Origin of the sequence: Enterococcus sp. DA9 (assembly GCF_008000875.1) — a bacterium.
GTDB lineage: Bacteria > Bacillota > Bacilli > Lactobacillales > Enterococcaceae > Enterococcus_B > Enterococcus_B lactis.
Window position 1 is genome coordinate 299,597 of sequence record NZ_CP042839.1, and the last position, 12,793, is coordinate 312,389.

The window sequence follows — 12,793 nt, forward strand, 5'->3', positions numbered from 1 at the left end:
TCTTCCTTCATTGAAATTTATTCTTGTTTTCTTACTTTACTACGGACAAATTATACAGTCTACCTTATTTCTACCATAAATTCTTTATTTTTTTCTTACGTTTTTCCGAAAGATTTCTTTAATTTTCATCAAAAACTACGGTCGATGTTTTTAAGTAAGCTTTTGCTTCCCGATTGATTTCTTTCAGATCACATCCTTGCTGCTTGGCAGCGAACACGCAACCACAATAACATTGGCGATAGATATCATACTCTTTGCACATTTGCAAAGAGCGTTCATAGCCTTTGTTTTTCTTGAAATCACTTGGCAAATATTGTGTCCCGTAAATCTTTTGGATATCCATTCCGATTTGATTGATCAAGGCTGCATTTTTCTTTGGTGAGATCGTCAGGGCACTTCCAAAGTAATCGTATCCTAGTTCTTGCGCTTTTTGCGCAACAAGATCTAATCGCATATTGAAGCATGCACTGCAGCGAGCACCACCTTCTTTTTCGTCTTCAAGATGGTTTGTTAAAACCATTTTGGTGAATTCACTTGGACGGTATTCATCAACAATCAGCGCTACATGATGGTCAGTTTTCTCATTAAATTGGTCTACAAATCGTTTTTGTTCATGTAACCTCCGCAAATACTCACTTTTAGGATGGATATTCGAATTTGAAAAAAATAACGTGATATCTGCATATTGAGACATGAATTCCAACGTGTGCGTACTGCAAGGAGCACAGCATGTATGTATTAATATCTTAGGCTTTACTTCTTCTTTCTCCCATTGCATGATCATTTTTTTTAGAACTGTATCATAATTTATTTTTTGATTTTTCATTTTTTCTACGATTTGTTGGGCATTGATCAATTTGTTATTCCTCCTCCTTCTTTTTTCTAGGATTTGCTTTATTATAAGCCATTTCTATTTTAATCGAAAGCTGTATTGTTATCTGTTCAATAATTTCTTTGAGTATTCCTGATTCCCCTTGTATACTGGTAGAAACGACTATTGTCAGGAGGATAGTACTGTGCATGTTGATTTATTCTTTCGAAGGCTGCAACGGCGAGGACAGAAGTTTGCTGCTAATCATTTCTCATCGATCCAAATCATCGTTTTTTATTATATATTGATGACGGTCTTATCACTCGTTCTATTTTATCTGCCGATTTTTCGCGAACCAGATAGCCATGTTTCTTTTGTGGACATGCTGTTCATGGCAATCAGTACAGTGAGCGTGACTGGACTATCGACTTTTGATATCAATTCTGTGTTCAATGATAACGGCATTATACTGCTGGAAATATTATTTCAAGTTGGTGGTTTGGGGATCATGATGATTTCTACTGCTTTTGTCATTTTTTCTAAACGACGAATCACATTGAAACAGCGGCAGCTGATCATGACGGATATGAATCAACCGCGTTTGTCTGGTATCGTCCGACTGATCCGGATTACTTTTGCTATTTTAATCTGGTTTCAATTACTTTTTGGGACATTCTTTTCTATTTATTTTTATTACAGAGGCTATTTTGATCGTTGGCGTGATGCCGTTTTTTACGGTTTTTATCAGGCGATATCGGCTGTCACGAACTCTGGATTTGACGTCACTGGGGATTCCATCAAGCCCTTTGCACATGACTATTTTTTCTTAATCCTAATCATGTTTTTGATTTTTGTCGGCGGAATTGGTTTTCCTGTATTGATGGAGTGTCGGGAGTGGCTATTATATAAACGTTCCAGTGCAAAGCTTCCATTTCGTTTTTCCTTGTTTACCAAATTGGCTGTGTTGGCTTTTGTCATCTTGTTTGTTTCGGGAACTATCTTAATTTATCTATTGGAAAAGGACCATTTATTCCAAGATTCCAGTATGAGTGTCAAATGGATCAATTCGATGTTTTATTCGATTACGACTCGTAATGCCGGTCTCCAGATTCACGATTTGGGTGATTTTCAGATTACGACACTGATCATTTTTTCTTTACTGATGTTTATCGGATGCAGTCCTAGTTCTGTAGGAGGCGGGATTCGAACAACTACTGTAGCAATCATCGGTTTGTATCTATACTCCTTCCTCAAGAGTGAAGATAATATCAATATTTTTGGACGGAGAATCGATCAAGATGATGTGCGAAAGTCAGTCGTTGTCTTTATGCTTTCTCTTGGTATGTGTTTCTTTTGTATCGTTTTTTTATCTGCTACAGAGGAACAAACACTGATCTCGATCATCGTCGAAGTAACTTCTGCTTTTGGAACAACTGGTTTGTCCTTAGGGATTACCGGCGACTTGTCTGTTGTAGGGAAAATCACGATTGCTGCCCTGATGTTTATTGGGCGGATTGGAATGCTGTATACATTGATGCTGTTCGTACCAAAAGAAACCCGAGATCTGGGCTATGAATATCCAAGTGAGAAAATCATTATTGGTTAATAATGAAAAGACCGATGAAGAGTAATAATAAAATCACACCAGCTTGAAACAATCATTTTGTTTCAAGCTGTTTTTTTTTAAATCATGCGGTTTTCTCCGATTTCATGCACTTTCAGCCGTAACCTTTTCTTAAGAATAAGAAAAGCAATTTAACCTTTTTTTCAACATATGGTATGATTAGTTGAATTTATTCGTCAGCAAATCGTTTTTGGAGGTTACATAATGGGAATACGCAGTCATTTTGCGATTGCAGTTGGGAAAACGTCGCAATGGGCATTAAAAACTTTTTTTAAAGGCGGATCAAGTTTACCAGGTAAACTAGCGCTGAAAGTCGATCCACATATATTGGATAGCTTGGCAAAAGACTACCAAGTCGTCGTTGTTACCGGAACAAACGGTAAAACATTGACTACCGCTTTAACAGTCAATATTTTGCGCCAGCAATTCGATGAAGTTCTAACCAACCCTACTGGTGCGAATATGGTACAGGGAATTGTATCGACTTTCTTGCAGGCAAAACCAAAAAAAGGACAGAAAAAATTTGCTGTCCTAGAAATAGATGAAGCAAGTTTGAGCAAAGTCACAGAATATATGAAACCAGAACTATTTTTATTTACAAATATTTTCCGTGATCAAATGGATCGGTATGGAGAAATTTATACGACCTATAAAATGATTGTAGACGGTGCCGCAAAGTCACCAAATGCAACGATTATCAGTAACGGTGATTCACCGATCTTCAATTCGATCGAAACAGTTAATCCTAGAAAATATTATGGCTTTGACCATGAAGAAGATCGTGAACAAATGGCGCATTACAATACAGACGGTGTCTTGTGTCCGAATTGTCATCACATCCTGCATTATAAAATGATCACTTATGCAAACTTAGGAAAATATTACTGTCCAAATTGTGACTTCAAACGTCCTGAACTGGATTACCGATTGACTGATATGGTACGGATGGACAATGTTTCAGCAGATTTTGTGATTGATGGTCATGAATATGGAATCGAAGTTGGTGGTATGTATAACGTCTACAACGCTTTAGCAGCTACTGCAGTGGCGGAGTACTTCAATGTCGATCCTGATAAAATCAAACAAGGTTTAGGATATGACGAGAAAGTGTTCGGCCGACAAGAAGTCATCAATATCAATGGAAAGAAATGTACATTAGTACTTGTCAAAAATCCTGTAGGCATCAATCAAGTAATCGATATGATTGGTCTAGCTCCTTATCCATTTTCTTTAGTAGCTTTATTGAATGCCAATTACGCAGATGGAATCGATGTCAGCTGGATTTGGGATGGTAATTTTGAAAACTTTGCCGATATGGATATCCCAGCCGTTATTTCTGGAGGAGATCGTCATACAGATATGACTTTACGTCTGAAAGTTGCCGGGATTCCAGAAAATAAATTGACAGAAACAAAAGAATTACCAGAAGTAATCGAAAAAATCAAAGAATTACCAACTGAACATGTCTATATCTTAGCTACTTACACTGCTGTATTGCAGCTACGTAAAGAACTAGCGGCTCAAGGATTTATCAAAGGAGGAATGAATCATGGCTAATTATGAACTCAATATCGCCCACCTTTATGGAAATTTGATGAACACATATGGTGATAACGGAAACCTTTTGATGTTGAAATATGTAGCAGAAAAAATGGGGGTTTCTTGCCATACGGAGATCGTTAGTATACATGAACCTTTTGATGCTAATAAATATGACTTGGTTTTCTTTGGCGGTGGTCAAGACTTTGAGCAACTGATCATTTCAAAAGACATCCAGAAAAAGAAAGATTCTTTGATCAACTATATCGAAAATGATGGTGTCATGTTAGCCATTTGCGGTGGTTATCAATTGCTGGGTCACTACTACATGGGAGCCAACGGAGAAAAGATCCAAGGTATCAGTGCCCTGGATCACTACACATTAAGTCAGGAAAACAACCGGTTTATCGGTGACATTGTCATCCATAATGAAGAATTCAATGAAACTTATTATGGATTTGAAAACCACAATGGTCGGACTTTCTTAGGTAAAGGTGAACGGCCTTTGGGGAAAGTGGTACAAGGTCAAGGGAACAATGGGGAAGATCAATCCGAAGGTGTCATTTACCGAAATGTCTTCGGTTCTTATTTCCACGGACCTATCCTTGCAAGAAATGAGAAATTAGCAGCTCGCTTGATTCGCCTAGCTTTAGAACAACGTTACGGTGAAGAGTTGGACCTGCCCTATCTTGAAGGACAAACAGCCTAGTTATTCGAAAAAGGGGAATGTGACAAAAGTTGCGTCACATTCCCCTTTTTCGTATCCTATTTTAAGCGACTTGCTTGGCATAACGGTTCACGTTTTGCTTGATATTCCCGATTGTTTTCGGATCATTGATTCCTGTGACTTCTTGGATCAATTGTTCTAAGTTTTCATGGATCTTCATTTCATGCAGTTGACGGCTTTGTTCATCTTCAGGATCATAATAATTAAAAATAATACCCATTGTTGCCGTCAAATGTGGACAAGTCAAGTTATGTTCTTGCAGTTCTCTCATTGGCCGTGTAAACCGTTCTTGATAACCTAACTTACGTAATGGTGTCCGAGCGACACGTGTGATCGCATCAGAGATATATTTGTTTTGGAAACGATGGATGATTTTTTCAATATACGCATGATGCTGCTCTGAATCAAACCCCCATTTGGCAATCAGCAAACTTCCTGTTTCCTGCAGAACTGATTTTAATTGTGCTACAACTAACGCATCTTGCATTGCTTCATCAATGGTCTGGTAACCTAACAAGGCACCTGTATAAGCGACAGTCGCATGACCAGTATTGACACTAAATAGTTTGCGTTCGATATATGGTTCTAGATCATCTACATATAAAACCCCTTTTAATTGGATTTCTTTATTTTTTCTTTGGCTATCGTCAATGACCCATTCCTTGAAAGGTTCTACTTGGACGAATAAAGGATCTTCATGGTGTTGTAATGGGACGATTCGATCGACTGCTGCATTTGGAAAGCCGATATATTTGTCAGTAAATGATGTTTCTGGAAGATATTTATACACTTCTTTTTCTAGAAATGCTGAACCACCAATCATGTTTTCACAGGCAATGACATCTAAAGGTGTTGCGTTTCCTTCCATTTCTCTTGCTTGGATACCTTTTGCAATCAACTCGGCAATAAAAGGTAAGATATTCGGGCCAATGGCGGTAGTGACTAAATCTGCTTCAGCGATTTCTTGGATTACTTTTTCTGGATTTGTTTGATTGTTGATTCCTTTGACATTTTTCACAGTGATTCTTTCTTTTGATTCATCTGCTAATTCGATTTCGTATTCTTTTCTTTCATTTAAAGCATCAATGATCGTGTGATTCACATCTACGAAAGTAATCTCAAATCCATTAGTTGCCAAAATTTCTCCAATAAATCCTCGACCGATATTTCCTGCACCAAAATGTACTGCTCTCATTTTTCTCTCTCCTTAAGCAATTGCTAGATTTTCCGTTACTTCTTCTTTGCTGAGCGCGTCTGCTAGTTGGACAACATTGTCCATATCACTGCAATAAAGTGCGATTTGCTGTACAAGTTGCAGATGCTCATCGCCGACTCCTGCTATACCGAACAAAACAGTCGCAATCTTTTCTTCTTCTTCCGTACCAAAATTGACACCGTCTGGCACCTGTACGACACAAATGCCGGATTTTTTCACATATTTTTTTGCTTCATCTGTTCCATGAGGAATCGCGATAAAATTCCCCATGTAAACAGATAACATGTTGTCTCTTTCTACCATGGCATCGATATATTCCTCATCAACGCATCCTGCTTCTACAAGCTTTTGACCGCAATAGCGGATCGCTTCTTCTTTGGTTTTAAATGATCGATTGAGTTCGATCATGTCGAATGGCAAACTTTGCATGCTGTTTTCCTCCCTTAAGCTGTCTGTTTCAAATATTGTGCAATTGATTCAAATTTTTGTGGGTTGACCATGCTATTAACCGATAAATGAATGGATTGCGGTGCAGCCATCTGTGCTTTTTCTGCTAAACTTTCTTTGGCTACGATCAGTGAATCAGGCTCCCCTTTTAACTCCTGGATGTTGACTTTTCGTAACGGGATAGTTAAATGGTTCTTGTCTAATATATCTTTGAGCACAGTCATTCCCATTGTTGCTGATCCCGAACGATCATCGTGGACAAGTAGAATCTCTTTGATTTGTTTGATGTTTGCTGAAAGAAACTCTTCTGTTGGCTCGTTCTTAGTTTCAGAAGTTGATGGTTCCTGTTTGCTGCTCAATTCTTGAATGATTTCATCATATCGAGGTGAATTCAAAAAGTTTTCTACTGAAACAAAACGCGCGTTCGGTGCTTTTTGTTTTGCTCTTTCTTGTAGTTCGACCTGAGTAACGATCAATGTATTCGAGTCATCTGTCAGTTGGCTGATTGCTTGGTTAGTCACCGTTTGAGGCAAGTCTGCTTCCTGTACTTTTTTTCTCAAAATCGAAGCGCCCATCGCACTTGATCCCATCCCTGCATCACAAGCAAAAATGATTTTTTGTACGCCAGATAGCGCAGTTCCTTGAGGAATACCTTGGGCACCTTTAGATGCTTGTTTAGCTACTTTTGTCTCTTGCACAGACTTTTCAAAGTCTTCATTTGTATCTTTCGCATCCGCTTTCAAAATCACTGCAGAAATACCGAATGAAACAGCTGCGGCAACAATCACGCCCAAAATAACAGGAAGGTAAGAATTGAACGGTGTCATCGCTAGAATCGCAATGATTGATCCTGGAGAAGCTGGCGCTCTTAGTCCAGCATCCATCAATTGGAAAATGAAACTTCCTGACATTCCTCCGCCTATAACTGATAAGAATAATAACGGTTTCATCATGACGTAAGGAAAATAGATTTCATGGATCCCACCTAAAAAGTGGATGATCATAGCACCTGGTGCTGAAGATTTTGCTGCTCCTTTGCCAAACAAAGTAAAAGCAAGTAATACGCCAAGTCCTGGACCAGGATTTGCTTCAAGCAAGAATAGAATAGATTTTCCTGCATCTGCTACTTGTTCAGTTCCTAATGGTGTCAAAATCCCATGATTGATTGCATTATTCAAAAATAAGATTTTTGCTGGTTCAATAAAAATACTTGTCAATGGAATCAAATGGGCAGATAAAATGATCTCTACACCTTTTGCCATTGCTTGAGTCAATGTATCGACAACTGGACCAATCGCAGAAAAACCTAATAACGCTAATCCAAAACCGATAAGACCTGCTGAAAAATTATTGACCAACATTTCAAAACCGGATTTGATCCGTTTTTGGAACAGCTGATCAAATTTCTTGATAGCATATCCACCAAGAGGTCCCATGATCATCGCACCTAGCATCATTGGAATATCTGTTCCGACAATCACACCCATCGTTGCAATTGCTCCCACAACTGATCCGCGGTCACCAGCAATTACTTTTCCGCCAGTATAGCCGATCAATAAAGGAATCAGATAAGTTAGCATCGGGCTTACCATGGTAGCAAAAGCTTCATTTGGCAAATAACCATCTGGGATAAATAAAGCCGTTAACACACCCCAAGCAATCAGTGCTCCAATGTTTGGCATGACCATGCTTGATAAGGTACTGCCTAATTTTTGTACCCTCGCTTTTAGCGAAATGTTGTTTTTGGGAATCATCCGTTCCATTTTGTCTCTTCCTCTCTCCTTTTGATACTCTAATTGTATTCGCTTACTAAAAAGAGAAATAGTCGTACTTTGGCACGAAACTTTGTGCCAAAGGTTTGAGGATATCAGCAAAATAAAAAAATTTTGGGATCAGCAAACTTTACTTTTAAATAAACATGTTATTTTAACTTTTTTATAATATGTAAATAATAACTTTTGTCAGCATTTTATTTGGATGCTTTTTGTTTTATTATGATATTAAAATTTATATTGGAGACCTATCTATGACATTACTGATCAAAAACATGAACATGAAACGTGGTAAAAAACGTGTGATTCGACAATTGGATCTTTTAGTAGAATCAGGAGAAGTAGCTGCTTTGATTGCCCCGAACGGATTTGGCAAAACAACTTTGCTGAATGGCATTGCCCAACTGCTGCCAACAACTTATGATCAATTGTCCCTTCACAACATCTCTCCTACTGCTTATACAGATTATCGCCGGTCTTTCTTTTTTCTAGAATCAACGAATCAGTTATCCGACTATCTAACGGCTGTTGATTATTTGACTTTGATCAAATACTATTGGCAGAGCAAAGTAGAATGCCAAACTGTTTTCCAACGATTGAAGATGACTGAGTACCTTACTTTGCCGATTGGAAAAATGTCTCTAGGAATGAAACAACATGTCTTGCTTGCTACTTACTTGATCAGTGATTCATCTGTCATGTTATTCGATGAACCGTTGAACGGGTTAGACCCAGGAAGTATGGATATCTTGAATAGGCTGATCAGACAATGGCAGGAAGAGGGGAAGACGATTCTTCTTTCTTCCCACGCTATCGCGAATATCCAATCGATTTGTTCTAAAGCATGTTTTCTAAAAAATGGAGAAATCGTCACAGAATCCTCAAATATGGAAGAGATTTTAGCGATTTATCGTCAATTGTATGAGGTGTAACTATGACTTTATTTACATTTGAACGCAATCTCTTACTAAAAAACAAAGTAAACTTTTTATTTCCTCTATTGTTGATCGTGCTCTTTGCATTCCCACTTTTTTTTGATCATGAACTTGCTTATACAGAATTCGATGAACTGAATCATAACTATGAAGAGGCGCAACGTTTGATTGAAACGTTGAAAGAAGATGAGAATGAGAAAGAATTTGTGGAAAGTTTAGAGAAAAGCAACAAACTGATCGAAGCAATTTTACGTGCAAAAAACACAGGGAATGTCCAGGAAATGGTCGAAGCAACTTATCATTATGAAAAAGATATACTGGACCGGCTGATTTCCGGTCAAAGACAAGGACTTCCAATCATTGAACAACAAAAACGTGTAGAGTTGCTCCGTTATATGAAAGAACATCAGATCCAAAGATATTCAATTTTTGACTTGCCAGCGCACCTCCCTTTAGCGAATTACTACGAAAATATTTTTTCAGGAATGATTTCTAGTTTTTTGATTTTATGTATAACCGCCTTGTTTCTTTCCTCGATCATCTCTTATGAAAAAAGAAAGCAGGTAATCTCTCTAGTCAATCTATTACCGGATAGTATGGTAAAGAAACATAGCATCCGTTTCACCGTTTATTATGGTGCAGCTATGCTAAGTCTCGTGATTCCATTTTTGTTCGTCTCTATACTAGTAGTAATCAAAAATGGTTTGGGCGACTTCCGTTATCCTGTAGGAACGATCATTGGTCAGGAGATACGAATCCTTCCGATGTATGCATATCTTTTCCAGAGTTTTCTGTTCTTGTTGTTGTGGGTGTTCTTTTTAAGTACGATCAGTTTTCTTCTATCTGCTTTATTTGAACATTCTCTAGTCAATCTTTTAGGGACACTTCTTTGTCTTTTCTTAGCAGAGTATCGCTTGTTTTCTTCGATTGGATGGATAGAATCAATCAGTCATTACTTGCCAACTTCTTATGTTGATTTTCAAAATGTGATCCTAGGAGGAGATATTTTCTCTCCACTAGCTTCAGAACAGGTTACTTTCATGAATGGTATCTTGACACTTGGTACATGGAGTATTGTTCTATTATTCATAGGTATGTGCGCTATCTATATAAAAAAGAGTTATTAAAACACAAAAATAATAGGAGCGGTGACAAAAATCTTGTCACCGTCTCCTATTTTTCACTTGGTTGAAGTTATTACTTGATGCAAGGCATCTTTTTTACTGAGAACATTGGTTATATATGTCCATGTTCAAAAATCATTTGGACTTCTTCAATGGTTTCCGCATCACTGAGTGCCATTACTTGGTCGATGTCTGAACAAAAAAAGGCTAAATCTTGTAGCACAGCTAACTGATGTTCTTTTTTTAAAGCCACTACAAATAAGAGTGTCGCGATTTTTGGTTCCTCTTTTGTTCCAAAGTCCACACCATCAGGTACTTGGACTAAATAGATCCCTTCTTCTACTACTTCTTCATCTTTGTCAGTCCCATGTGGCAAGGCTACGAAATTTCCGATATAGACACTCGCTTTTTCTTGTCTTTCGATCATTGATTGGATATATGCCGGTTTGATTCCCCCTTGTTGGGTCATCCACTGGCCGATCTCGGTCAACGCTTCTTTCCAATTTTGATAGGATTGATCGAGCAATATTTTTTCTGCTGGTAGCTGGATCATCTTTTCACCCTCATTTCTTTATTTCTTCAATCAGGATTTTCGCTAACAATTGATAAACGATTTCTTTATTTCCTGAGCGGAAGATCTCGGTGTTCAAATCGTTCATGATGATTGCTCCACTGATCTTTCCTAAAAGAATCCCGTCTTTTTCTTGGATTGGCGAAGGCGCCAGCATAACTAACATACGGGACAAATCGACTGGCTGTCTATCCATCCCGTCAATTGTCAACGGTTGTTTCAAATTGAAAATACAAAAGATCGGTTTAGAAACCAATGAGCTGGATGTATGGAATAACCCCATATTTGTATGAGGAATTCCGATAGGTGCTTGTTCATATCGCTTAAGCAGTCGGCGATGAACCACCTCTTCATCTGTTACTAGTCCTTCAGGAAAATAAGGAAATAAACTGCGAATCGTTTCAGAGACCGTATTAGGATTATCTAGTTCTTGAATAAAGAAACGATCAAGTAATTGATTGATTTGCTCCATGAAATGCATCGTTTCCTCATAAGTATCTTCTAGCATCCACTCGTTATTGCTGTTATACGTATTCTTTTGCCTTTTTTTCTTCTCAATATGCGAAAAAGCTTCTTTTAGCTGCTTGACTTCATCTTCTAGCAGTAGCGGGGAGACTAAAATATATTTTCCATCATATCCTGGTAGAATAGATGTAGAAATAACAATATCATATTCTTCTTGTAAATCAATTTTTTTCAAATCAGCGATCCGATAGAAATGAATCTGTTGAATGAAAGGAAAATACCGTTTCAAACGCAGTTCCAACATGCTAGTAGAAGCTAAGCCGCTTGGTGAGAATCCTGCGATACTGATATCGCTTTCTTTCGGGCTTCTTTCCAATGAATTTGCAAAATGAAGGACCATATATGCGATCTCTTCTTCTGATAATTTCTTTTCTTGAAAAATCCGCTCTACTGCTTTGCGGATTGCATTGGCAATTTCCTCATATTGAACCATGATTTTTTCTAAAATCGGATTAGTCAGTGTCTCTTCTTGTAAAACGGCTCTTGAAAACACACCAGACAAATGGGTCAAAAGCATTTTGTACAAGGTTTCATCTTCATAAAAATGGACATTCGTCTCTTCACTTACTTCTTGAATCAGTTGTTTTACTAAATAAGCAAGCTGTGTATCGAACGTTTCTTCAAAGAAATTCTGATCAAATGAGTTCGTGAAGTCATTTAATAATCCTGCAAAAAAGACGATCTCATTTACTGGGTAAAGTTGTTTTGTCTCAGAAGCAATCTGTGAGAATAATCGTTTAGCGGTCTGAAGCAATTCTTTGTTTGCCAGACCATTATACGTCTCATTTGTCAGTAAATGATTTTTCGTTACACGATCCATCGTCAATGTCAGCATCAAAACCAAATGTTCAAGTTTTCTATCACTTAGATTAGTCTTTTTTTGGATCAATTCTTCCCCGACTACTTGGCGTGCAAGAGACAGATGTTGCGGATCAACGAATCGAAAAAAGTAATTCAGCGATGAATCAAAAGAAATACTATGAAAAAGTTCATATTCATTGATTTCTAATTCTAATACATTCGCTGTTAGAAGCCGACGGTATTTTTCCGGCCCTACGATCTCATATCCTTGGTTCCGAATGATTTCCAAAGGCAGTTGGCGGATACTTTCTTCCAACTGTTTGATATCCGCATAAAAAGTGGTATTACTGATGCGGTATAATTCCATAAAATGAGCAAGACTCAACGGTTCTGACGTTAGTAACAACTCGGCTAAAATTGCGTGTTGGCGTTTAGCAGTAGGCAAATCATCGCTTTTCCCCTCTGTATTTTCTTTTAATTGCTCCATTACTTCTTCCGATGCCTCAATGACAAACGAACCTCTTGCTACTTTTTTCAACGAAGCATTTACCGATTTCAATGAGACTTCAAGATTATCTAATTCGCGGTAAATGGTCCGCTTGCTGACTTTCAATAAATTCATCATTTTTTGGATAGTCACAGGTGAGGGACTGCTGAGAAATTCTGCTAATAATTGTTTTTCTCTGGGCGATAAGTACATC

General features: G+C 37.9%; 11 protein-coding genes. 5 read left to right on the forward strand and 6 right to left on the reverse strand.

From position 1 onward, the window contains the following. Window positions 1–118 precede the first annotated feature (118 nt). Window positions 119–856 (reverse strand): epoxyqueuosine reductase QueH, encoded by a 738-nt coding sequence (locus FTX43_RS02295; RefSeq protein ID WP_002310105.1) that lies wholly within the window; start codon window positions 854–856, stop codon window positions 119–121. Window positions 857–1,016: 160 nt separating this feature from the next. Between FTX43_RS02295 and FTX43_RS02300 the strand changes: the two genes are divergently transcribed. From FTX43_RS02300 to FTX43_RS02310, 3 genes are all read left to right on the forward strand, one after another. After that, window positions 1,017–2,417 carry a TrkH family potassium uptake protein gene (locus tag FTX43_RS02300; RefSeq protein ID WP_002310104.1) on the forward strand — a complete coding sequence of 467 codons (1,401 nt, stop codon included), beginning with the start codon at window positions 1,017–1,019 and terminating at the stop codon, window positions 2,415–2,417. 222 nt (window positions 2,418–2,639) lie between these two features. Continuing rightward, window positions 2,640–3,992 carry a Mur ligase family protein gene (locus tag FTX43_RS02305; RefSeq protein WP_002310102.1) on the forward strand — a complete coding sequence of 451 codons (1,353 nt, stop codon included), beginning with the start codon at window positions 2,640–2,642 and terminating at the stop codon, window positions 3,990–3,992. Continuing rightward, window positions 3,985–4,683, forward strand: a complete 699-nt coding sequence (locus FTX43_RS02310; protein WP_002310101.1) for a type 1 glutamine amidotransferase — start codon at window positions 3,985–3,987, stop codon at window positions 4,681–4,683. The genes FTX43_RS02305 and FTX43_RS02310 overlap by 8 nt, the downstream gene beginning before the upstream one ends. 61 nt (window positions 4,684–4,744) lie before the next feature. Here the strand turns inward: FTX43_RS02310 and FTX43_RS02315 are convergent, their stop codons facing one another. The 3 genes from FTX43_RS02315 to FTX43_RS02325 are packed head-to-tail and all read right to left on the reverse strand — an operon-like array spanning window position 4,745 to window position 8,127. Beyond that, window positions 4,745–5,896, reverse strand: a complete 1,152-nt coding sequence (locus FTX43_RS02315; RefSeq protein WP_061086264.1) for a mannitol-1-phosphate 5-dehydrogenase — start codon at window positions 5,894–5,896, stop codon at window positions 4,745–4,747. 12 nt (window positions 5,897–5,908) lie between these two features. Further along, window positions 5,909–6,346, reverse strand: coding sequence for a PTS sugar transporter subunit IIA (locus FTX43_RS02320; RefSeq protein WP_002291499.1), 438 nt, complete (start codon window positions 6,344–6,346; stop codon window positions 5,909–5,911). A 14-nt stretch (window positions 6,347–6,360) separates the two neighbouring features. After that, complete coding sequence (locus FTX43_RS02325) at window positions 6,361–8,127, reverse strand: PTS mannitol-specific transporter subunit IIBC (RefSeq protein ID WP_002310099.1); 1,767 nt, start codon at window positions 8,125–8,127, stop codon at window positions 6,361–6,363. 263 nt (window positions 8,128–8,390) lie between these two features. On the opposite strand from FTX43_RS02325, the gene FTX43_RS02330 reads away from it, so the two are divergent. Further along, window positions 8,391–9,068 (forward strand): ABC transporter ATP-binding protein, encoded by a 678-nt coding sequence (locus FTX43_RS02330; RefSeq protein WP_061086265.1) that lies wholly within the window; start codon window positions 8,391–8,393, stop codon window positions 9,066–9,068. Window positions 9,069–9,070: 2 nt separating this feature from the next. Next, complete coding sequence (locus FTX43_RS02335; RefSeq protein ID WP_061086266.1) at window positions 9,071–10,198, forward strand: ABC transporter permease; 1,128 nt, start codon at window positions 9,071–9,073, stop codon at window positions 10,196–10,198. A 109-nt stretch (window positions 10,199–10,307) separates the two neighbouring features. Here FTX43_RS02335 and FTX43_RS02340 read toward each other — a convergent pair whose 3' ends face one another. After that, window positions 10,308–10,748 (reverse strand): PTS sugar transporter subunit IIA, encoded by a 441-nt coding sequence (locus FTX43_RS02340; protein ID WP_002287254.1) that lies wholly within the window; start codon window positions 10,746–10,748, stop codon window positions 10,308–10,310. 10 nt (window positions 10,749–10,758) lie between these two features. Beyond that, window positions 10,759–12,792: a BglG family transcription antiterminator gene (locus FTX43_RS02345; protein ID WP_061086267.1), complete on the reverse strand. Its 2,034-nt coding sequence runs from the start codon at window positions 12,790–12,792 to the stop codon at window positions 10,759–10,761. Window position 12,793 lies beyond the last annotated feature (1 nt).